The sequence below is a fragment of the Amycolatopsis sp. 505 genome (assembly GCF_031625235.1).
Taxonomy (GTDB): Bacteria; Actinomycetota; Actinomycetes; order Mycobacteriales; family Pseudonocardiaceae; genus Amycolatopsis.
Genome location: NZ_JACKQP010000011.1, coordinates 322029 through 343132 on the forward strand (window position 1 = coordinate 322029; position 21104 = coordinate 343132).

Below are 21104 nucleotides of genomic sequence, written 5' to 3' on the forward strand. Positions count from 1 at the left end.
ATTGACCGGGTGGGTGACGGGGTATCACCCGATGGGGCACCGACCGAAGAGGCGGGAGCGGGATGAGCGAACGGGACGGGCTCGGCCCGGCGGCGCGCGGGCTGCGGCAGTACCTCCTGGCCGTGGCGGCCAAACTGGACGCGCCCGCCTGGTTCTGCGAGGTGGACGTCCCGGCCGGCGCGTATGTCGCGCTGGAGCGGCGGCTCGCCCGGTTCCCGGACCACGAGACGGCCCTGCTGTGGGACGAACGCGACGGCTGGGCCGCGGCGGTCGAGTCCTCGAGCGGCGACGAAGTCATCGTGCTGGCGTACCTGGGTGAGGACGTCCTGCCGGCTCCGGAAGCGGTGGTGGCCTTCGTGACCGGCCTGTACGGCGAGAAGTACCCGGGCCGGCCCGACCCCCCGGACTTCCGCAGACCCGGCACCACCGACGGCTTCGACGACCGCCTGGCCGCCTACGCGGGCGACCCGGTCGGCCAAGCCTGAACCAGCCTGGATCAGCGGGCCGGCAGCACGCAGAACTCGTTGCCCTCCGGGTCGGCGAGCACGATCCACGGGTCGTCGGGCGGGTCGTCGAGGACCTTCGCCCCCAGCATCACCAAGCGTTCGACCTCGGCGCGCTGATCTCCCTCGACCGGGGCGAGGTCCAGGTGCAGCCGGTTCTTGCCGGCCTTCTCCTCGGGCACCGGCTGGAACAGCAGCGCCGGGCCGTCGTCGAACTCGACCTGGCGGTAGGTCAGGCCGTGGGAATCCGTCCACGTGCGGGTTTTCGCGTTGCCGAGCGCCGCGGCCCAGAACTCGGCCAGCAGGTCCGGCTGGCGGCAGTCCACCGTCACGGCCAGGATCCGGGCCGCCGTCATGCGGCCCCCACGATCCGGTTGATGGCTTCGGCGACCAGTGCCGGTTCGGACACCGTCACCGTCAGGCCCGGGTGGCGGAGCAGCCCCCACGGATCGATGCCCCGGACCGGTTCCCGGAACCGGAGGCACACGCCACCTCGTGTTGTCGTGCCGAAAGTCAGGCCGCGGTCGGCCAGCGACAGGCGGACGCCGAAGACGCGAACCGCGCGGTACGGGCCGGTGGCCTCGGCGCCGGCCAGGTTGCTCAGCGGCGTCTCGACCAGCCACGGCCCGAAGCGGACGCGCAAGCCGTCGGCATCGAGTTCCAGGCCGGCGCGCGGACCCAGGATCCGGCGCACCAGCGGGGATCCGACCGCGAAGTCCGCGTGGAGGCGGTAGTGCACAACGACGGCGGGGGCGTCGACCGCGGTCATGCGCCGCCGCCCAAGGGCGGGACTTCCGGCTCGTCGTCCGCCGGGAGTTCGGGGTCGCGCCACTGCTCGGCGCGGGTCGGGCCGTTGCCCTGCAGGGTTCCCTGCAGCTCGGCCTTCATCGCGTCGTCCTCGCGGGGCGAATGCCGGTCGCTTTCACGGTGCACGGGAACCCTCCTTCACGTCGTGTTCTTCTGCGGCTACCCGGCGATCGCCCGGCGAAACGGCCGGGGTCACCGCGAGCGCGCCCCAGTCCGGTTGACCGCGCGTGCCGCCACGATGCCGAGCACCAGCGCGCCCGCCGCGGTCAGCCCGTGCAGCCAGTTGTCGGCCCAGTTCAGGTTGATCGGGTCCTCGGGGTTGACGAGCGCGGTGGCGAGGATGCCGTACGCGGTCATCCCGGTGAAGCCGACGAACAGCACCCAGCAGTAGATGATCGCCCCGGTGCGGCGGGTCGCGGCGAGCAGCCCGAGTACCCCGACCACCGTGTGGACGAGGTTGAGCAACGGCGTCACGCTGAAGATCCAGACGGCGCGGCCGGTCTCGTGGCCGACCGCGGCGGTTTCCGGGGTCAGGAACCCGGCGATCCCCAGCACGAGGTAGAGCAGCCCGAGCACGGCGACGACCGGCCGGAGCCACGACGCCGGGGTGCGGGTTTCGGCGGAAGACGCGGAAGACATGGGATTCTCCTTCCCTCCGCGGCCGGATACCCCGTCAGGCGTGCGGAAAACGGACAAGTGGAAGGGGCCGGACGGCGGGCTGGGGGAGCCGCCGTCCGGCCCGCGGCCGGAGCCCACGCCGGTCCCTGCAGCCAGGACGCGGGCCCCTGGTCTCAGGGGGAACGCCAGTCGTGACCGCGGTGGGCGGTCCCGTGCTGGGCGCCCATCAGCAGCAGGCCGCCGTCGACGACGAGCGACGTGCCGGTGATGTAGCCGGCCGCCGGGGTGGCCAGGAACGCGACCGCGGCCGCCACCTCGGCCGCGTGGCCGGGGCGGCCGAGCGGGATGCCGGGCCGGTCCTGCTCGCGCGGGTCGGCGTCGGTCTGGCCGGTCATCGGGGTCGAGATCTCGCCGGGAGCCACCGAGTTCACCGTGATGCCGTGCTCCGCGAGCTCCAGGGCGAGAACTTGGGTCAACGCGCCCGCGCCCGCCTTCGCGGCGCAATAAGGCGCGGCGCCGACGCGCGGGACGTGCTCGTGAACGCTGGTGATGGTGATGATCCGGCCGCCGCGCCCGGCGTCAATCATGTGCCGGGCGGCGCGCTGGGACAGCAGGAAGACGCCGTCGAGGTCGACGTCGAGGACCTGCCGCCACTTCTCGTAGTCGAGGTCCATCGCGAGCTGGCTGCTGCCGGTGCCGGAGCAGTTGACCAGGACGTCGATACCGCCGAGGTCTTCGGCGAACGCGTCGACGACGTCGGCGGCGGCCGGCAGGTCGGTCAGGTCGAGCTGCCGGACGTGCGCGGTCACCCCGTGCGAGCGGGCTTCGGCCGCCGTTTCCTCCGCGCCGCCGGCGTCGGAGTGGTAGGTGATGCCGACGTCGAGACCGCCGCCGGAGAGCGCGGCGACGACCGCGCGGCCGATGCCGGAGTCGGCACCGGTGACGACGGCGCGCCGCGGCGAGGCGGCTTCGGCGGGTAGCGGCGCCGGGAGCGACACGGGCATCTCCTTTCGTTCCCGGTCGGCTACCACCCCCGCCAGGGACTAAACGCGAGGCCCGCGGGGTATTCCGGCCCGATGAGACTGGCCGTGCTGGACATCGGGTCGAATTCCGCTCAGCTGCAGGTGGTGGACGTCTCCGCCGGCGCCCCGCCGCTCCCGGCGCACGCGGTGAAGGAACCGACGCTGCTCGCCGAGGAACTGCGGCCCGACGGGACGCTGAGCGACGAGGGCATCGAGCGGGTGACGGGCGCGGTGGGCCGGGCGGTCGACGCGGCGGTGCGGCTCGGCGTCGACCACCTGTACCCGTTCGTCACCGCGGCGGTGCGCGACGCGGTGAACCGCGACGAGGTCATCGACCGCATCCAGGCGGGCTCCGGCATCCGGCCGCAGTTCCTCTCCGGCGAGCAGGAGGCGCGGCTGACGTACTTCGCCGCGCGCCGCTGGTACGGCTGGTCGGCCGGGCGGCTGCTGCTGATCGACATCGGGGGCGGGTCGATGGAGCTGGTGCTCGGCCGGAACGTCGAGCCCGAGCTGGCCGTCTCGCTCCCGCTGGGCGCCGGCCGGCTGACCCGCGAGTTCCTCACCGCCGACCCGCCGACGCGCAAGCAGGTGAAGGCCCTGCGCCGGCACGTCCGCGACACGCTGTCGGAGGTCTTGGACCGCCTGCGCTGGGAAGGGCCGCCGCGCCGGGTCGTCGCGACGTCGAAGACGTTCAAGCAGCTGGCTCGCCTCACCGGCGCCGCGCCGCAGCGCAAGGGCCCGTTCGTCACCCGCGAACTGGTGGTCGCGGACGTGCGCGGCTGGATCCCGCGGCTGGCCCGCGTCCCGGCGGCCGAACGGGCCGGATTCCGCGGTATTTCGAAGCCGCGGGCCCGGCAGGTGGTGGCCGGCGCGCTGGCGGCGGAGGGAACGTTGTCGGCGCTGGACGTCCCGAGCGTCGAAGTCTGCCCGTGGGCGTTGCGGGAGGGAATCCTGTTGCGGCACCTGGAACAGCTCGCCGAATCGACGCCGTTGCCGCTGGTGCCGCTGACGCGCCACCCGGACGCGGAGGTCCGCCACCTTCACCCGGCGGGGGAGCAGCCGGTGCCGTCCTGAGCGTGTGTGGACCGTCCGGTGGGGTAACCGCGCGGTTCCCCGAACGGAAGGAGAGCTCCCGTGAGCAAGCCGAACCCGATCGAACTGCAGAAGTACCTGTCCGGTGTCGACTACCCGGCGAAGCGCGACGACCTGGTCCGGGCCGCCGAGCGGAACGGCGCCGACTCGGACACCCTGGACGTCGTGCGCGGCCTGCCGGACCGGACCTACGAAGGTCCCAGCGGTGTGAGCAAGGAGATCGGCGGCTGACGTGCTTCGCGGCCCGGGCTCCGCGCCCGGGCCGCGGTCACCGCGCCGTCAGCTCGGCGCTCTCCGGGACGACGGCGCCGGGCTGGGCGAGAGCCGTCACCGCGCGGCAGACGTCGGCGGGATCGATCGTGTCGAGACACGGGTGGCCCGGGACCGGGCACACCCGCGCCCGAGTGGCGCGGCAGGGGGCGTGCTGGTCGCCCAGGACCACCGTGGGAACGCCGTACGGCGCCCACCTTTCCGGCGGCACCACCGGTGCGAACAGCGAGACCACCGGAGTGCCGGCGGCCGCGGCCAGGTGTGCGGGGCCGGTGTTCGGTGCCACCACGACCTGAGCGCCGGACAGCACCGCCGCCAGCTGGGGCAGGGACGTCCGGCCGCCGAGGTTCACCGCCGCCGTCCCGGCCACCTCCTGGGTCAGCGCGCGCTCCGACGGCGCGCCCGTCACGAGCACGCGGTGCCCGTCGGCGGCGAGAGCCCGCACCGTCTCACGGCTCCACGCCGCCGACGGCTGGCGGGCGGGCACCGACGCCGCGGGGTGCACCACGACGTACGCCCCGCCGCCGGTCAGCCGGGCCATGTCCGGCAGCGGGCGGCGCAGCGCCAGGGCGCCGTGATCGTCCGGGGGCAGGGAGAATCCGGCCGCCTCGGCGAGGGACAGCATGCGTTCCGGCTCCGGCGGATCGCCGTCGACGCGGTGACGCAGGTCGAGCAGGCTGCCCGGGTAGTCCTCGGAGATCGCGCCGACCCACGGCACCCCGGCCTGGCGCAGCAGCAGCGCCAGTGGCAGCGGGGACTGGTGGAACGACGTCAGGATCAGCGCACGGTCGAACGACTTCGAGCGGATCAGCGCGACGAACGCGCCGGTGTCCTCGGCGGTCACCGGCGGCGGCTCGGGGTCGATCCACGGCGCGGTCCAGGTGAGCAGGTCGGCCACCCCTGGCAGCAACTCGCCCGCGGCCCGGCCGTGCGGCCCGGTCAGCAGCGTCACGTGCGCTCCGGACGCGGCGACCGCGCGGACGCAGGGACCGGCGAGCAGGACGTCCCCGAGGTTGTCCTGGCGGGCGACGAGCACCCGGGTCATCCGGTGACCCCGGCGACGCGCAGCGCCTCGGACAGGTCCCGGGCGACGGCGGCGTGCCGGCGGGCCCGGGCGATCTCCGGTTCGAGCGTGCGGTGCGTCGGCACCAGCACCGCGCGGGCGCCGGCGGCGAGCGCGGCATCGACATCGGCGCCCGTGTCGCCGATGACCACACAGGACGCGGGGTCGACGCCGAGCTCGCCGGCGGCCCGCAACACCATGCCGGGGGCGGGTTTGCGGCACGCGCAGCCGTCGCCGTCGTCGTGGACGCAGACCTGCCAGGTGCCGAACGGGCCGAACAGTTCCTGGACGCGGGCGTTCACCGCGTCGAGCTGGCCGGGGGTGATCAGTCCTTTCGCGACCCCGGACTGGTTGCTCACCACGCCGACCGGGATGCCGCGCTCCCGCAGCCCGCGGACGAGCTCGACGGCGCCGGGCACCGGGCGGACGCCGTCCGGGTCGTTCAGGTAGGGGACGTCGACGATGAGCGTGTCGTCCCGGTCGAACAGCACCGCGACCGGGGGCCGCGGCCGCCGGGCCGTGACCTCCCCGCGCAGCCGGTGGTAGCACGCGGCGGGCGGGATCAGGGCGCTGGTGACGACCATGCGTGCCACTTCGCCGGGCGTCCGCGGGCCGGGCAGGATGCGGCGGGTCGCGAATTCCGCCGTCAGCCCGGCCCAGACCCCGGCCGCGAGCAAGGCCTTCCCGCGTTGTTTGACCAGCGGCAGGGCGAGCGCGGCCAGACCGGCCACTGTGGACAGTGCGTGCAGGCCCAGCCGTCCGGGCCCGGCGCCGGTGCGCTGCCGCCAGAGCACGCCGTGCTTGGCCCGCATCAGCGCGTTGTCGGCGTTGCCGCGCTGGGCTTTGAGGCTGTAGAAGAACCCGGCCCGCCGGGCGGGGTGCGTGGTCAGCCGTTCGCCCTGGTCGATCCGGTGCCCGGCCTCGGCGACGCGCAGGGCGAGGTCGGAGTCTTCGCGGAACGCGCGCGGGAACCGCTCGTCGAACCCGCCCGTTTCGGCCAGGGCGCGGCGGCGGTAGGCCATGTCGGCGGTGATCCACCGCGCGTGCTCGAGCCCGGCGGTGCCGCGCTCGTCGTCCGTGGGCCGCCGGTCCGCGGGCAGCGGCACGGTGATCCGGCCCTGGGAGGCGGCCACGTCCGGCGGCAGCGAGCCGAGGTCGGCTTCGAGCTGCCGCGCCCAGTCGGGGGCGAGCACGACGTCGTCGTCGACGAAGGCGATCCACTCGCTCTTGGCGGTGCGCCAGCCGAGGTTCCGCGCCGCCGCGGGCCCGCGCCCGCCGGAGCGCAGCACGCGGACGCCGCCGGGGATGTCCAGCGCGGACCCGTTCGGGCGGTCGTCGACGACCAGGATTTCCGCCGGCCGCGGGTCCGGGCCGGTCAGCAGGGTTTCCAGCAGTGGCCGAAGTGTCTCCCGGCCCGTCGTGGGGATCACCACGGTGTAGTCGAGCGTCACCGGCCCCGGTTACCCCGGGCGGGGGTGATCAAACGGCGTGTCGAAGCCGTCGCGCCCGGGTAACCGGCGGGCGACGAGAAGGAGGTGCGGATGATCGAGATCCGGAACCCGGCCGACGGCACCGTGGTGGGCACCGTGCCGACCGCGGGCGAAGACGAGATCGACGCGGCGCTCGCGCGGGCCCGCCGGACGCCGTGGGCCCGGACGCCGGCCGCCGAGCGCGGGGCGTTGCTGCACACCGCGGCCGAGCGGCTGCGGGCGCACGCCGACGAGCTGGCGAAGACGAACGAAGCGGAGACCGGGAGGCCCCGCGACGAAGCTCGCGAAGGCGTGCTCGCCGGGGCGGGAACGCTGGACCAATACGCCGAGCTCGGCCCGGTCCACCGCGGCCGCAGCCTGCTCGGCGACGTCGGCGCGACGGACCTGATGGTGCCCGAACCGCGTGGGGTGGTCGTGGCGCTCACGCCGTGGAACGACCCGGTCGCGGTCGCCTGCGGGCTGCTGGGGGCGGCGCTGGCGACCGGGAACACGGTGGTGCACAAGCCGAGCGAGCGGGCGCCGCACACCGGTCAGCTGCTGGGCGACGTGCTCGGGGACGTGTTCCCGGAAGGCGTGCTGCAGACTCTGCACGGCGACGGCGGAGTCGGGGCGATCCTGGCGATGCACGCCGGCGTCGACGTCATCGCGCACGTGGGCAGTACGGCGACCGGCCGGTCGATCGCCGCGAGCGCGGCGGCGACCGGGGCCAAGACGTTGCTGGAGAACGGCGGCAACGACCCGCTGGTGATCGACGAGGACGTCGACCCGGCGTGGGCGGCCGGCCAGGCGGCGCTGGGGGCGTTCGCCAACTCGGGCCAGATCTGCGTGGCGGTCGAGCGGATCTACGTGTGCGCGGCGATCGCCGAGCCGTTCCTGGCGGCGCTGGTCAAGGAGGCCGAGACGCGGACCCTGGCGCCGCTGGTGGACCGGCGGCACCGCGACCACGTGCACGCCCACGTCGAGGACGCGCTGTCCCGTGGCGCGCGGTTGGCGGCGGGTGGCCTGGTCCCGGACGGCCCCGGCGCGCACTACCCGGCCACGGTGCTGACCGACTGCACACCGGATCTGCGGGTGATGACGGAGGAGACGTTCGGCCCGGTGGCGCCGGTCCGGGTGGTTCCGAGCTTCGACGAGGGACTCGCCGAGGCGGCCCAGGGCGAGTACGGCCTGGCGGCGACGGTGCTGACGGCTTCGATGGCCCACGCCCAGCGCGCGTGGCGCGAGCTGCCGGCGGGGACGGTCAAGGTGAACAACGTGTTCGGCGGCGCACCGGGCGGGGCGGCACATCCGCGCCGCCGGAGCGGCAACGGGTACGGCTACGGGCCGGAGCTGCTCGACGAGCTGACCCAGACGAAGCTCGTGCACATCGCCCCGCCGGCATGACCGGACAGCGGGAGAGACGCGGAGAGCGGGACTCACCGCATCCCGGCGACGACACCTCATCGGCGGGGGAGCGGCACGGCCGGGCCCCCGCCGGCCGGGTGGCCCGCGCCGCGCGGGGCGATTCGGGTGGGGAGCAGGGCGACCGGGCTCCGGTGGGCAGGTTCGCGCTCGGGCGAGGCGGCTCAGCGTCGATTAGTGAGCAGGGCGGTCCGGCTTTGGTCGGCAGGTTCGCTCAGGCGCTCGGGCGGGGCGGCTCAGCGTCGGACGGGGAGCGGGGCGAGCGGGCTCGGGTGGGCCGGTTCGGGCGGGACGGCTCCCCGCCGAGCGGTGACCGCGCCTGGGCGAGCCGCTTCGCGCGGATGCTGCGGCAGCGGAGCGAGGAAAGCTCCTCATCGGACGGGGAGCGGGCCGAGCGGGCTCGGGTGGGCCGGTCCAGGCGGGGCGGCTCCCCGCCGAGCGACTCCCCGCCGAGCGGTGACCGCGCCTGGGCGAGCCGCTTCGCGCGAATGCTCCGGCAGCGGAGCGGCGAAAACTCCTCGACGGACGACGACCGGCACGACCGCACACCCGCCGGCTGGATCGCCCGGGCCCTCCGCGTTCCCGGCCGGGAGCGGCGGATCCTCGTCCAGAGCGCCAAAGCCACCCTCGCCGCGACCGCGGCCTGGCTGCTCGCCACGCTCGTCCTCCACCTGCCCCAGCCCTTCCTCGCTCCCTACGCCGCCGTCTTCCTCGTCGAAGCCACCGTCTACCGCTCCTTCCGCGGATGGCTCCAGCAGGTCGGGTCGGTCGCCTCCGGGGTCCTGCTCGCCGCCGTCGCCGGGCACTTCATCCCCTGGCAAGCCGTTGCGCTCGCCGCCGTCGTCTTCCTCGGGCTCCTCGCCGGGAGCTGGCGGCGGTTCGGGGACGCCGGGGTCTGGGTCGGCGTCACCGGGATGCTCGTCATCTCCTACGGCACCGCCCGCGAGCCCGTTCTCCTCGGCGACCGTCTCCTGGAAACCGCGCTGGGCGCCGCCATCGGCGTCGCCGTCAACACCCTCATCCTCCCGCCGCTCTACGGGGAACGGCTCGCCGCGGCCGCCGGGCGGCTCGGGAAAGCCCTGGCCGACCTGCTCGAATCGCTGTCCGATCTGATCCGCCGGGACGAGCCGCCGGAGGACCTCGATCACCTGCTGTCCCAGGAGCAGGACACGCGCAGCCTGGTGCTGGCCGCCGAGGAAGCCGTCGGCCTGACGCGGGAAGGGCGGATGCTGAACCTCCGGCGGGGGCGGCCGTCGGCCGGTGCCCGACATGAACGTCCACTTCGGACGCTCATCGGGCTCTGGCCCGCGATGGCGCAGCTGATCGCCGGTGTGCGGACCACGGCCGGGCGGCGGGAGCACCCGTTCGAGTACCCCTGGCCGGATGCGCGGGAAGCGCTGGCCGACCTGATGCACCACCTCGCCGGAGCCGTGCAGGCCGTCGCGGTCGCCGGTGAACCCGTCGAACTGGACGAATGCCGCGCCCTGCTCGGGAAGCTCGAGGAGCGGCTGGTGACGGCCGAGGAGGACGGCGTGCCCGCCCGGCTCGGCCTCGGCACCATGACACTGCCCGCGCGGCTGCTGCTGGAACAGCTGGAGAAGCGCTGAGCGTTAGTGCACGGCGATCGCGTCGGCGTCGGACCGGTGCCGGCGGCAGGCGGTGCACACCATCGTCTGGCCCAGCAGCGTGCCGTCGCCGGACACCAGCCGCGCGACGTGCAACGTCGGCAGGCCGCACTCCTCGCAGGGGATCGGCTTGCTGTCGCGGCTGATCATGACTCGGTTCGGCATGGGTGGAGCCCCCTGACAGGTTGGAAGGTCCCGGCGGGTTACCCCCGTGTCCTGCGCCACACTCGTCCGGCGCAGTGTTGTCACTCGAACGGCGTAGTCACTTGGCCGGGTACTGCTGCGCGCGCAACACCTCGGCAAGGTGGACGGCGTTGCGGACCAGGGTCGCGTTCGTCGAGGCCACGGCCTCGGGCGTCTCGTCGAGGTCCTGGTAGTCACCGCCCTGCATGGCCTCGCCGTTCCAGTAGGTCGCGCCCTGGGCCGGCACCGTGAAGCCGACGTCGTTCAGCGCCTGGAAGAGGTCCGCGATGATCTTGTGGGCACCGTCCTCGTTGCCGACGACCGCGGCCACCCCGACCTTGCCGAACATCGCCGGCCGCCCTTCGTCGTCCGTTTCGGACAACTCGGCGTCGAGGCGTTCGAGGACCCGCTGCGCGACGCTCGACATGTGGCCGACCCACGTCGGGGTGGCGATCAGGAGGACGTCGGCGGCGGCGATCTTCCGCCGGATGTCCGGCCACGCGTCGCCGTTGCCCATGTCGGCCTCGACCCCCGGCCGGACGTCGTGGTCGACCACCCGGACCAGCTCGCCGGTGGCGCCGCGTTCGGCGAAGAGGTCGAGCAGCTGCCGGGCGATGAGGTCGCTGCTCGACTTCGCCGGCGACGGCTTGAGCGTGCAGGTCAGCGCGAGGACGCGCAGGGTCATGACTGCCTCCTGGGATGGGTGCCGACGCCGAGGTGGGCGAACCCCGCTCCGGCGAGGACGTCGGGATCGAGCAGGTTGCGGGTGTCGACGACGACCGCCCGGTCGGCGGACGCGGCCAGCCGGGCCCAGTCGAGGTCCCGGAATTCGGGCCATTCGGTGAGCACGACCAGCGCCGCGGCGTCCTTGGCCACCAGGTACGGGTCGTCGACGACCTGGACCGAGCTCGGGCCGGGCACGCACGCGACGGCCGGGTCGTGCGCGGTCAGCTCGGCGCCCGCGCGGGCCAGGTCGTCGGCCACCGCCAGGGCGGGGGAGTCGCGCAGGTCGCCGGTGCCGGCCTTGAAGGCCAGCCCCAGCAGGCCGATGCGGGCTCCGGCGAGGGAGCCGGCGGGCGAACCGGTGACGGCCTGCCGCACGGTCCGCACCACCCGGGCGCGTTGCCGGGCGTTGACGCGGACCGCGTCCCGCAGGATGCCGAAGTCGACCCCCGCCGACTCGGCCGCGTGCAGCAGCGCCGAAGTGTCCTTCGGCAGGCACGACCCGCCCCAGCCGGGGCCCGGCGCGAGGAACTCCGGGCCGATCCGCGCGTCGAGGCCCATGGTGCGCGAAACCTCGCGGACGTCCGCACCGAACCGCTCGCACAGTTCGGCGAGGACGTTCACATAGGACAGTTTCACGGCGAGGAACGCGTTGCTCGCGTACTTCGCGAGTTCGGCGCTGGCGGAGTCGGTCGCCACCACCGGGGCGCCGGTCGGCTCGTACAGCCGCGCGACCCGGTGCGCCGCCGGCGAATCCGCCGGATCGGTGCCGACGACCACCCGGTCCGGGTGGAGGAAATCGTCGACGGCGTGGCCTTCGCGGAGGAACTCCGGGTTGGCCACCACCGGCAGGTCGTCGCGGCCCAGCAGGTGCGGGAGCCGGGCCGCGGTGCCGACCGGCACCGTCGACTTGGTCACCAGCACGCACCCGGGCCGCAGCAGCCGGCCGAGCTGCGGCACGACCTGCTCGAGCACGCCGAGGTCGGGCCGGCCGTCTTCGGCGGGCGGTGTCGGCAGGCACAGGAAGACGAGGTCCGCGCCGTAGAGCTCGGCCTGGGCGGTGGTGAAGCTCAGCGTCCGGTCGGCGAGTCCCTGGCCGACCAGCTCGGCGAGGCCGGGTTCGGCGATCGAGACGAGACCCCGGCCCAGGTCGTCCACTTTGGACTTGTCGGCGTCCACGCAGGTGACCCGGTGCCCGAGCCGCGCGAAACACGCGGCGCTCGTCAGCCCGACGTAGCCCGCACCGACGATCCCGATGTGCTCAGCCATGCGCCACCCGCATTTCCAGCGCCGACCGCGTCGCGGCCAGCACGCGCTCTTCGCCGAGCAGCAGCAGCCCGCCGTCCGGCTCTTCGCCGTGCGGGTCGCCGACGTTCCCGGCCCAGAGCACGACGTGTTGCCGCGCCGACGGCGGCGGGCCCCACAGCCGCGGTGGGGTCGGGCCGAACAGCAGCACCGACGGCGTGCCGAACGCCGTGGCGAGGTGCCCGACGCCGGTGTCGCCGCAGACCACCAGGGCCGCCCCGGCCACCAGCGCGGCCAGTTCCGCCAGGCCGGTGCGCCCGGCCAGCACGGCCTCCTCGCCGAGCCCGGCCGCCTCGGCGATCGACACCGCCAGGTCGCGTTCGGTCACGTTGCCGGTGAGCACCACGCGGTGTCCGGTCGCGGCGAGGTCCCGGACGACGGTCGCGAACCGCTCGGGCGGCCAGCGCCTTGCCGGGAACGCCGCGCCGGGGTGCACCACGACGGCGTCCGGCGCCGGGCTCGGGCCCGGCGGCGCGGGCAGGTGCAGGGCCGACCGGTCGGCCTCCAGGTGGTGGTACTCGACGAGCCGGCACCAGCGGTCCACCTCGTGCACGTCGTCGCGCCACTCGAGCCCCGGAACGTCCGGGAAGTCGGGGTGGCGGTGGGTCAGCAGCTCGGCCGGGTCGGTGTCGAGCAGGTCGTGGATGCTCTCCGGGCCACTGCCGTGCAGGTTCACCGCCAGCCGCGGCGGCGGGCCCGGCCAGGCGAGTTCGCCGAGCCCGGACGTCGGCAGCAGTTCGTCGACCGCGTCGATCAGCTCCACCAGGTCCCGCAGGCCTTCCGGCGCGGCCAGTACCAGCCGGTCGCCGGGGTACGCCGTACGCAGGGCGCGCAACGCGGGCACCGCCGTCAGCAAGTCGCCGACGCCGAGCGCGCGCAGCACGAGGACCGCGGAGCTCACGGCCACGACCCCTCCTCCGATGCGCACACGACCATTTCGCGGACTTCGGCGCCGGGTGGCTGCTGCAGCGCGAAGACGACGGTGTTCGCGACGTGCTCGGGCTGGTTGAGCTTCGCGTCCGGCGGCGGCTTGTACTGGTCGGTGCGGTCGTCGAAGAAGTGCGTCCACATCCCGCCCGGGACGAGCAGCGTCACGCCGACGCGCCCGGCGAGCTCGGCGGCCAGCGCGCGGGTGAAGCCGACGACGCCGAACTTCGAGGCGCAGTAGGCGGTCGCGTCGCTCACCGCCTTGATGCCCAACGTGGACGCCACGGTGACGACCGTGCCGTGCGAGCGTTCGAGGTAGGGGAGCGCGGCGCGGATCACCGCGGCCGTGCCGAACAGGTTCACCTTGACCACCCGCTCCCAGTCCTCGGTGGACACTTCGCCGAGCGGTCCGCAGGCGTCGGTGCCGGCGGCGGTGAAGACGCCGTCCAGGCCGCCGGCGCGCTCGGCGAGCTCCCGGACCGCGGCCTCGGTCGCGGCGGTGTCGGTCAGGTCGGCTTCGACGTACTCCGCCGGGTCTTCGGGCCGGACGCGGTCGAGGACGTACGGGGTGCCGCCGGCCTTGCGGACGGCGTCGACGGTGGCGGCGCCGAGACCGGACGCGCCACCGGTGATCAGGACGTTGCCGAGGGGTCGCATCGCTCTCCTTCGCGGGCAGAGGATCAGGCACTGGGGTCAGGCACTGGCCGCCGCGGCGACCAGCCGGGAGGTCGAGTAGCCGGGCACGGTCGGGACGAGCACGACCTCGCCGCCGTGCCGTTCGACCACTTCGCGTTCGGGCAGGTCCGCGTCGGCGTAGTCGCCGCCCTTCACCCACACGTCCGGGCGCAGCTTCTCCAGGACGGTGGTGGGGGAGGCCTCGTCGAAGACGGCGACGGCGTCCACGAAGGACAACGCGGTGAGCAGCCGGGCCCGGTCGCGGTCGCGCACCAGCGGGCGGCCCGGGCCCTTGAGGCCCCGCACCGAAGCGTCGGAATTGAGGCAGACGACGAGCGCGTCGCCGAGGGCGCGGGCCTGCCGCAGCAGGCTGACGTGCCCGGGGTGCAGCAGGTCGAAGCAACCGCCGGTGGCGATCAGCCGGCCGCCGGTCTCCCGGATCCGCTCGGCCAGGCCGAAGGCGTCGGTGGCCGGCTGCGGGTCGGGCACCGGGCCGTCGTTCGTGGACAACGCGGTCGCGCCGCCGGCGGCGACGAACCGGGCGGCCGCCTCGACCGCCGTCACCACGGCTTCGGTCGTGTCCGCACCGCCGAGCAGCGCCGCGGTGGCCGCGGCGGCGAACCGGTCGCCCGCCCCGCACGTGTCAGGCGCGGTGTGACCCGGCGTCCGCGCCGCGACGGGGATCGGGACGGTCGTCTCGCCGAGGCCGTCGGCGAGCACCGCACCCCGGGACCCGACGGTCACCGCGACCGCGTCGGCGTGCCAGTGGCCGCGCAGCAGCTTGGCGAGCTCGGCCGGTTCCTCGTGCCCGGCGAGCACCGCGCGCGCCTCGGCGAGGTTCGGCGTGACCAGCCGCGTGCCGGGCACCGGCTGCGCCCCGCGCGGGTGCGGGTCCCAGACCACCGGGATCCGCTCGGCCACCTCCCGCAGCAGCCGGCGGACGTCGGGATTGCGCGTGAGGCCGCGGCCGTAGTCGGCCACGAGGATCGCGCCGGCGTCCTCCAGGACTTCGTGCACCCGGGCGGGCAGCGGGTCGGTGGTCGCCGTCCCGTCGCCGGAATCCAGGCGCAGCAGCGACTGCCCGCCTGCACGGACCCGGGTCTTGCACACCGTGGTGCCGCGCAGCGGCAGCGGCAGCACGGTGACGTCCGGTTCCAGCAGCCCGGTGAGCGCGTGGCCGCCTTCGTCGTCGCCGAGCGGCGTGACCAGGACGACCTCCGCCGCGGATCGCGCGGCCAGCAGGGCGGCCAGGCCGGCCCCGCCGGGGCGGCGGCGCCGGGCCGTCAGGTCGACCACCGGGACCGGCGCCTCGGGGCACAGCCGCTCGGCGGTGCCTTCGGCGTCGACGTCCAGCAGGGTGTCGCCCAGGACGACCAGCGGCTTCACGCGGTCACTCCGAGCGCGTCGTCGAGCGCCGCGCACAGGCCGTGGACCAGCGCCAGGTGCATCTCCTGCACGGTCGCGACGGTCGGCGCTTCGACCGTCACGGCGTCGTCGCACAGGGCGGCGAGCGGGTTCGGGGCGGGTCCGGTGAGCGCCCAGGTCGTCACGCCGAGCTCGTGCGCGGCCTTGGCGGCCGCGACGACGTTCTGGCTGCCGCCGCTGGTGGACAGGCACACCAAGACGTCGCCCGGCCGCCCGTGGGCGTGCACCTGGCGGGCGAACACCTCGTGGTCGCCGTAGTCGTTGACGATCGCGGTGGTCGCGGACGTGTCCGCGTGCAGCGCGATGGCCGAGAGGGGACGGCGTTCGTGGCGGAACCGGCCGACGAGCTCGCCGGTCAGGTGCTGGGCTTCGGCGGCGCTGCCACCGTTGCCGCAGGCGAGCAACCTGCCACCGGCTTCGAAGACGCCGGCGAGGTGCCGGCCCCACGCGATGATCTTGGGGGCGGATTCACGGGCCCGGCCGGCCGCTTCGGCCAGCGCGGCGAGATGGTCTTCCATCACGGCACCTCCTTCTTCTCCGGCGACGCCGCGCCGGTCGGGGTGGATCGCGGACGCCGGAGCACGAACGGCCCCAGCGCGAGCAGGTCGATCGGGGCCGAGCCGAAGCACTCGAGGGCGTCTCGCGGGGAGTCGACCATCGGACGGCCGGCGGTGTTGAGGCTGGTGTTGATCACGACCGGCAGGCCGGTCCGCCGCTCGAAGGCGGCCAGCATCCGGGCCAGCACCGGGTTTTCGCGTTCTTCGACGGTCTGCACGCGAGCCGTGCCGTCGACGTGCGTGACGGCCGGGATGCGCTCGCGCCAGTCTTCGGCGACGTCGTGCACGAACAGCATGTACGGGCTGGGCAGCGGGCCCCGGCTGAAGATTCCGGCCGCCCGCTCGGCCCGCACCATCGGCGCCACCGGGCGGAACTGCTCGCGGCCCTTGACGTCGTTGAGGCGCTCGAGGTTCGCCTTGCGGCCCGGGTGGGCCAGCAGCGACCGGTGGCCGAGGGCTCGCGGACCGAACTCGGCGCGGCCCTGGAACCAGGCGATCACTTCGTCGTTCGCCAGCGCTTCGGCAACGGTCTCGGCGAGGTCGTCCGGTCGCTCGTACGGCAGCTTGGCCTTGACGAGGATCGCTTCGAGCTCCTCGTCGGTCCACCCGCGACCGAGCCCGGCGTCGCCCATGGACGTACGGGGCTCCCCGGCGTCGGCGGCCAGCTGCAGCGCGGCGCCGAGCGCGGTGCCCGCGTCCCCGGCGGCGGGCTGCACCCAGATCCGGTCGAACGGGCCCTCGGCGTGCAGCCGGCTGTTGGCGACGCAGTTGAGCGCGATCCCGCCCGCCATCGCCAGGTCGCGCTGGCCGGTGGCCTCGTGCAGCCAGTCCGCCAGCTCGAGGAGGATGTCTTCGAGGACTTTCTGGACACTCGCGGCGAGATCGGCGTGCCGCCGGGTGAGTTCCTCGCCCGCTTCGCGGCGCGGGGCCAGGTCGGCCAGGTTGACGCCGGAGGCGTGGAAGCCGCCGTCGCCGGTGACGTGGACGTGCTCGCAGAGTTCGTCGAGGAAGGCGGGCTTGCCGTAGGAGGCGAGCGCCATGACCTTGTACTCGTCGCTGGACCGCGCGAAGCCGCAGTGCTCGGTGAGGTCCTCGTAGAGCAGCCCGAGCGAATGCGGCAGTTTCTGCGCCGCCAGCTCCTTGAACCGCCCGTCCCGGTACTCACCGGCCAGGTAGGACGTGCTCTCGCCGCGGCCGTCGGCGACCAGCACGGCGCAGTCGCCGAACGGCGCGGCGAGCGCGGCCGAGGCGGCGTGGGCGACGTGGTGGCGGACGAACTTGACGATGCCGGGGTCGAGCCCGGGCAAGGCGGACTTCAGGAAGAGGGGCGCCCGCTTGGCGAACTCCGTCCGCAGCTCCTCACCGCTCGGGTCGTGCCCGGGCAGGCCCGGTTCGACCAGCGCGGGGTCGTAGGAGTAGCCGACGGCGTCGAGGTCCTTCGCGGACAGTCCCGCCTGGGCGAGGCACCAGGCGGCGGCCTGGGCGGGCTGTTCCCACGTGGAGAACGGCACCGCCTGCTTGCCGTGCTTGCGGCGGCTGAAGCGTTCTTCCTCCGCCGCGGCGACGATCTCCCCGTCCACCACCAGCGCTGCGGCCGGGTCGTGGAAAACGGCGTTGATCCCGAGTATGCGCATCGACCTGCCTCTGGCGTTTCGGCGCGGACTCGCAGGGCCCGCTCTCGCCTATAGCGCTACCCGGCGAAGTCGTTGATAAACGATGGCGCGCATAAGCCCTGGGCGTCGCTACTCAGCGCGACGGCGCGCGGCGGAACCACGCCGCAGTGCGACGGAGGCCGTCGTCGGCGTCGATCTTCGGTTCCCAGCCGAGGACGTCGCGGGCGAGGGCGATGTCGGGGCAGCGCCGCTGAGGGTCGTCGACGACGGCGTCGATGTATTCGATCGGCGAACCGGAGCCGGTGATGTCCTTGATCCGCTCGGCCACCTGGCGGACGGTCAGCTCGTCCGGGTTGCCGATGTTCACCGGGCCGGGGTGGCCCGACCGCGCGAGGGCGAGCAGGCCGCGGACGGTGTCCTCGACGTAGCAGATGGACCGGGTCTGTTCGCCGGTGCCGGTGACGGTGATCGGCTCGTTCCGGAGCGCCTGGTCGAGGAAGGCCGGGATCATCCGGCCGTCGTGGGCGCGCATGCCGGGGCCGTAGGTGTTGAAGATCCGCGCGATCCCCGTGTCGGTGCCGAATTCACGGCGGTACGCCGAGGTCAGTGCTTCGGCGTAGCGCTTGGCCTCGTCGTAGACGCTGCGCGGCCCGATCGGGTTGACGTTGCCCCAATACCCTTCGCGCTGCGGGTGTTCCAGGGGATCGCCGTAGACCTCGCTGGTCGAGGCGAGGACGAACCGGGCGCCGTCGCGGCGGGCCAGCTCCAGCGCGTTCTCGGTGCCGTGCGAACCCGCGCGCAGCGTCTCGATCGGCAGGGCCAGGTAGTCGCGGGGCGACGCGGCCGAAGCCAGGTGGAACACGACATCGGCTTCGCAGCTCAGCGGCATCGGCTGCGTGACGTCGTGGCGCACGAACCGGAACCGGTCGTAGTGGCGCAAATGGTCCAGGGAGTCCGCCGAGGACGTCGCGAGGTTGTCGACGGCGACGACTTCGATGCCCTCTTCGAGCAGCAGCTCGCACAGGTGGGCGCCGACGAAGCCGGCACCCCCGGTCACCACCGCACGCTCGAACCGCCTGGCCACTCCCGGATCCGTCATGCCGTGGCGGCTACCCGGCCCCGGTGGACGCAAACCCGTGTAACGGGGTGGCGAGCGGGTAAGCGCCACCACCATGCGAGTTCTGCTCACCGGTTGGGCCAGTTTTCTGCACGGGGAAGCCACGGCGGGTGACGTCCTGAGCCTGCGCGCGGCCGGGGCCGCGCTGGCGGAGGCCGGGATCGACCACCGGGTCGCGTGGAGCCCCGGCTTCCGGCCCGGCACCCTGCACCTGCCCGACGCACCCCCCGACGACTACACCCACGTGGTGTTCGCCTGCGGCCCGGTCCACGGGCCGCAGGTGCGTTCGCTGCACGAACGCTACGCGGCCTGCCGCCGGATCGCGGTCGGCGTGTCCGTGCCCGACCCCGAAGACCCGGCGGTGACGGGGTTCCACCGGGTCCTCCCGCGCGACGACGGCGTCACCGCCGAACTCGACCTTGCCCTGGGCGCGCCGGTGTCGCCCACGCCGGTGCTGGGCGTGATCCTGGCGCCGCACCAGCCGGAATACGGCAGCGCGGGCCGGCACGGCGACGTCCACGAGGCACTGACCGGCTGGCTCGCCGGCCTGGACTGCGCCCGCGTGCCGCTGGACACGCGCCTGGCGCACGAGGACTGGGAGCGGTGCGCCACCCCGGACCAGTTCGCCGCCGCGGTGTCCAAAATGGACGCCGTGGTGACGACCCGGCTGCACGGGCTGGTCTTCGGGCTCAAGGCCGGGGTGCCGGTGCTCGCCGTCGACCCGGTGGCCGGCGGCGGCAAGGTGACGGCGCAGGGCCACGCGCTGGACTGGCCGGTGGTGGCCGCTTCGGACGTCACGGACCCGGCGTTGCTCGACGCCCGCCTGAAGTGGTGCCTGTCGGCGAAGGTGCGGCCACCCGCGCACCCGGCGTCCCTGGCCGCGCTGGTCGACGAGCTGGTGGGGGCGCGGTGAGCGCGCGCACGACCGTCGTCATCGCCACCCGCAACCGCGCTGCCGAGCTGGCGCGCACTCTCGACCGACTGTCCTCTTTGGACCCCCAGCCGCCGGTCATCGTGCTGGACAACGCGTCCGAGGACGACACGGCCGAGGTCGCCCGGCGGTATGGACGCGTCCGCGTGATCCGCCTGCCGCAGAACCTCGGGGCTGCCGCGCGTACCCTCGGCGTCATCGCGGCCGACACGCCGTACGTCGCCTTCAGCGACGACGACTCGTGGTGGGCGCCGGACGCGCTGGTGGAGGCGGAACGGATCTTCGACGAGCACCCGCGGACCGGCCTGCTCGCCGCGCGCACCCTCGTCGGCCCGGAATGCCGGGACGACCCGGTGACGCCCGAAATGGAGCGCAGCCCGCTGGGGCACCCGGACGGCGCTCCCGGACCGCTGGTGCTCGGCTTCCTGGCCTGCTCCGCGATCGTGCGCCGCGCGGCGTACCTGCAGGTCGGCGGCTTCAGCCCGCTGCTGCACTTCGGCGCGGAAGAACAGCTGCTGGCCTACGACCTGGCCGCCCGCGGCTGGGAGGTCTGCTACGTCGGGCATCTGCGCGCCCACCACCACCCGTCCCGGTCGCGGCCGCCGTCGTCGTGGCGTCGCCGGGCGGAACTGCGCAACCAGCTGCTCATCGCCGTGCTGCGCCGCCCACCGCGAGTGTGCCGCCGCGAAGTGGCGCGGACGCTGGTGCGGGCGCCCGGCGCCGTCCTCGGCGCGGTCCCGCGGCTGCCGCGCGCGCTGAGCTCGCGGCGCGTCCTGCCCGCCCACGTCGAACACCAGGCCCGGACTCTGGAAAGGACCGCCGAATGGCGCGAATCTCGGTCGTGATCATCACCTGCAACCGCCGGTCGCAGTTGCGGGAGACACTGGCGCACATGACGTCCTTACCGGACGCCGCACCGATCTTCGTCGCGGACAACGGGTCGGCGGACGGCACGGCCGACATGGTCGCCCGGGAGTTCCCGGGTGTCCGCCTGTTCCGGCTGGCGGAGAACCTCGGCGCGGTGGCCCGCAACATCGCGGTCGAGGAGGTGACGACGCCGTACGTGGCCTTCTGCGACGACGACACGACGTGGCAGCCGGGCGCCCTCACCCGGGCCGCCGACCTGCTGGAGTCCTACCCGGGCCTCGGCTCGGTGACCGGGCGTTGCCTGGTCGAGCCCGGCCTGGCGGAGGACCCGATCACGCCGGAACTGCGCGAGTCGCCGGTACCCGGCCCGGACTGGCTGCCCGGACCGGCGCTGCTCGGCATCATGGCCGGCCTGACGGCGGTGCGCGTCAGCGCGTTCCGCGAGGTCGGCGGCTTCTCGACCCGGATGTGGCTCGGCGGCGAGGAGGAGCTGTTCGCCCTCGACCTCGCCGCCCGCGGCTGGTGGATGTGCTGGGCGGAGGACGTGGTGATCCACCACGCACCGTCGAAGCTGCGCGACCCGCGCCACCGCCGCCGCCTGGGCATCCGCAACACGATGTGGACACTCCTGCTGCGCCGCCCCTGGCCCGCGGTCTTCCGCCGCGGCCGAGACGTCCTGCGGTCCGCACCGTTCGACGCGGCGACGGCGGCGGCGTTGCTCGACGTGGCCCGGGGACTGCCGGGGGTGCTGCGCGACCGCCGCGTGGTCCCGCACCACGTGGAGCACGGCCTGCGGTTGCTGGAAGCACCCCAGCGTGAATCGAAGGCCCGCCGCTACGTGGGCTGACGCGGTCGTGGGTGGTGAGGCGGGTCAGAACCCGCCTCACCAC

General features: G+C 74.3%; 24 protein-coding genes. 8 read left to right on the forward strand and 16 right to left on the reverse strand.

The annotated features are described in order from the left end of the window. Positions 1-62 precede the first annotated feature (62 nt). Positions 63-485, forward strand: coding sequence for a DUF6292 family protein (locus H5965_RS36920; protein ID WP_310975670.1), 423 nt, complete (start codon positions 63-65; stop codon positions 483-485). 11 nt (positions 486-496) lie between these two features. Here the strand turns inward: H5965_RS36920 and H5965_RS36925 are convergent, their stop codons facing one another. From H5965_RS36925 to H5965_RS36945, 5 genes are all read right to left on the reverse strand, one after another. Further along, positions 497-859: a VOC family protein gene (locus tag H5965_RS36925; protein ID WP_310975671.1), complete on the reverse strand. Its 363-nt coding sequence runs from the start codon at positions 857-859 to the stop codon at positions 497-499. Then, the gene (locus H5965_RS36930) at positions 856-1272 is read right to left on the reverse strand and encodes a hypothetical protein (protein ID WP_310975672.1); all 417 of its coding nucleotides are present in this window, start codon (positions 1270-1272) and stop codon (positions 856-858) included. Before H5965_RS36930 ends, H5965_RS36925 begins: the two co-directional genes overlap by 4 nt. After that, on the reverse strand, positions 1269-1436 hold the full coding sequence (locus H5965_RS36935; protein WP_310975673.1) for a hypothetical protein: 168 nt from the start codon (positions 1434-1436) through the stop codon (positions 1269-1271). Before H5965_RS36935 ends, H5965_RS36930 begins: the two co-directional genes overlap by 4 nt. 66 nt (positions 1437-1502) lie before the next feature. Continuing rightward, positions 1503-1949: a DUF4383 domain-containing protein gene (locus H5965_RS36940; protein ID WP_310975674.1), complete on the reverse strand. Its 447-nt coding sequence runs from the start codon at positions 1947-1949 to the stop codon at positions 1503-1505. Positions 1950-2101: 152 nt separating this feature from the next. Further along, complete coding sequence (locus H5965_RS36945) at positions 2102-2926, reverse strand: SDR family oxidoreductase (protein ID WP_310975675.1); 825 nt, start codon at positions 2924-2926, stop codon at positions 2102-2104. A gap of 78 nt (positions 2927-3004) precedes the next feature. Here H5965_RS36945 and H5965_RS36950 point away from each other — a divergent pair, with 78 nt between their 5' ends. Beyond that, complete coding sequence (locus H5965_RS36950) at positions 3005-4024, forward strand: Ppx/GppA phosphatase family protein (RefSeq protein WP_310975676.1); 1020 nt, start codon at positions 3005-3007, stop codon at positions 4022-4024. 60 nt (positions 4025-4084) lie between these two features. Further along, positions 4085-4273, forward strand: coding sequence for a DUF2795 domain-containing protein (locus H5965_RS36955; protein ID WP_310975677.1), 189 nt, complete (start codon positions 4085-4087; stop codon positions 4271-4273). A gap of 37 nt (positions 4274-4310) precedes the next feature. Here the strand turns inward: H5965_RS36955 and H5965_RS36960 are convergent, their stop codons facing one another. Together H5965_RS36960 and H5965_RS36965 are read right to left on the reverse strand one after the other, a co-directional pair. Continuing rightward, positions 4311-5357 carry a glycosyltransferase family 9 protein gene (locus H5965_RS36960; protein WP_310975678.1) on the reverse strand — a complete coding sequence of 349 codons (1047 nt, stop codon included), beginning with the start codon at positions 5355-5357 and terminating at the stop codon, positions 4311-4313. Next, entirely contained in the window at positions 5354-6826 is a 1473-nt protein-coding gene (locus tag H5965_RS36965) for an HAD-IIIA family hydrolase (protein WP_310975679.1), read from the reverse strand. Before H5965_RS36965 ends, H5965_RS36960 begins: the two co-directional genes overlap by 4 nt. 90 nt (positions 6827-6916) lie before the next feature. On the opposite strand from H5965_RS36965, the gene H5965_RS36970 reads away from it, so the two are divergent. After that, positions 6917-8248 carry an aldehyde dehydrogenase family protein gene (locus H5965_RS36970; protein ID WP_310975680.1) on the forward strand — a complete coding sequence of 444 codons (1332 nt, stop codon included), beginning with the start codon at positions 6917-6919 and terminating at the stop codon, positions 8246-8248. A gap of 506 nt (positions 8249-8754) precedes the next feature. Further along, positions 8755-9873: an FUSC family protein gene (locus H5965_RS36975; RefSeq protein ID WP_310975681.1), complete on the forward strand. Its 1119-nt coding sequence runs from the start codon at positions 8755-8757 to the stop codon at positions 9871-9873. Positions 9874-9876: 3 nt separating this feature from the next. On the opposite strand, the gene H5965_RS36980 is transcribed toward H5965_RS36975, so the two are convergent. The 9 genes from H5965_RS36980 to H5965_RS37020 all read right to left on the reverse strand — a co-directional run bounded on the left by H5965_RS36980 (position 9877) and on the right by H5965_RS37020 (position 18398). Continuing rightward, positions 9877-10056: a hypothetical protein gene (locus H5965_RS36980; RefSeq protein WP_310975682.1), complete on the reverse strand. Its 180-nt coding sequence runs from the start codon at positions 10054-10056 to the stop codon at positions 9877-9879. A 97-nt stretch (positions 10057-10153) separates the two neighbouring features. Continuing rightward, positions 10154-10759 (reverse strand): NAD(P)H-dependent oxidoreductase, encoded by a 606-nt coding sequence (locus H5965_RS36985; protein WP_310975683.1) that lies wholly within the window; start codon positions 10757-10759, stop codon positions 10154-10156. Then, positions 10756-12066, reverse strand: a complete 1311-nt coding sequence (locus tag H5965_RS36990; RefSeq protein ID WP_310975684.1) for a UDP-glucose/GDP-mannose dehydrogenase family protein — start codon at positions 12064-12066, stop codon at positions 10756-10758. Before H5965_RS36990 ends, H5965_RS36985 begins: the two co-directional genes overlap by 4 nt. Then, positions 12059-13009 (reverse strand): glycosyltransferase family 9 protein, encoded by a 951-nt coding sequence (locus H5965_RS36995; protein ID WP_310975685.1) that lies wholly within the window; start codon positions 13007-13009, stop codon positions 12059-12061. The genes H5965_RS36990 and H5965_RS36995 overlap by 8 nt, the downstream gene beginning before the upstream one ends. Next, the gene (locus H5965_RS37000) at positions 13000-13686 is read right to left on the reverse strand and encodes an SDR family oxidoreductase (protein ID WP_310975686.1); all 687 of its coding nucleotides are present in this window, start codon (positions 13684-13686) and stop codon (positions 13000-13002) included. Before H5965_RS37000 ends, H5965_RS36995 begins: the two co-directional genes overlap by 10 nt. Before the next feature lie 36 nt (positions 13687-13722). Beyond that, positions 13723-15090: a PfkB family carbohydrate kinase gene (locus H5965_RS37005; RefSeq protein ID WP_310975687.1), complete on the reverse strand. Its 1368-nt coding sequence runs from the start codon at positions 15088-15090 to the stop codon at positions 13723-13725. Beyond that, entirely contained in the window at positions 15087-15647 is a 561-nt protein-coding gene (locus H5965_RS37010; protein WP_310975762.1) for an SIS domain-containing protein, read from the reverse strand. Before H5965_RS37010 ends, H5965_RS37005 begins: the two co-directional genes overlap by 4 nt. Beyond that, positions 15647-17320, reverse strand: coding sequence for a carbamoyltransferase C-terminal domain-containing protein (locus H5965_RS37015; RefSeq protein WP_310975688.1), 1674 nt, complete (start codon positions 17318-17320; stop codon positions 15647-15649). The genes H5965_RS37010 and H5965_RS37015 overlap by 1 nt, the downstream gene beginning before the upstream one ends. A 112-nt stretch (positions 17321-17432) precedes the next feature. Further along, positions 17433-18398 carry a UDP-glucuronic acid decarboxylase family protein gene (locus tag H5965_RS37020; RefSeq protein ID WP_310975689.1) on the reverse strand — a complete coding sequence of 322 codons (966 nt, stop codon included), beginning with the start codon at positions 18396-18398 and terminating at the stop codon, positions 17433-17435. A 73-nt stretch (positions 18399-18471) separates the two neighbouring features. On the opposite strand from H5965_RS37020, the gene H5965_RS37025 reads away from it, so the two are divergent. Genes H5965_RS37025 through H5965_RS37035 form a run of 3 tightly spaced genes read left to right on the forward strand, consistent with a single transcriptional unit; the run spans position 18472 to position 21061 of the window. Then, a complete protein-coding gene (locus H5965_RS37025; RefSeq protein WP_310975690.1) occupies positions 18472-19329 on the forward strand; it encodes a polysaccharide pyruvyl transferase family protein in 858 nt (285 codons plus the stop codon). Next, complete coding sequence (locus tag H5965_RS37030; RefSeq protein WP_310975691.1) at positions 19326-20192, forward strand: glycosyltransferase; 867 nt, start codon at positions 19326-19328, stop codon at positions 20190-20192. Before H5965_RS37025 ends, H5965_RS37030 begins: the two co-directional genes overlap by 4 nt. Beyond that, positions 20171-21061, forward strand: coding sequence for a glycosyltransferase (locus H5965_RS37035; RefSeq protein ID WP_310975692.1), 891 nt, complete (start codon positions 20171-20173; stop codon positions 21059-21061). The genes H5965_RS37030 and H5965_RS37035 overlap by 22 nt, the downstream gene beginning before the upstream one ends. The last annotated feature ends 43 nt before the right edge of the window (positions 21062-21104 follow it).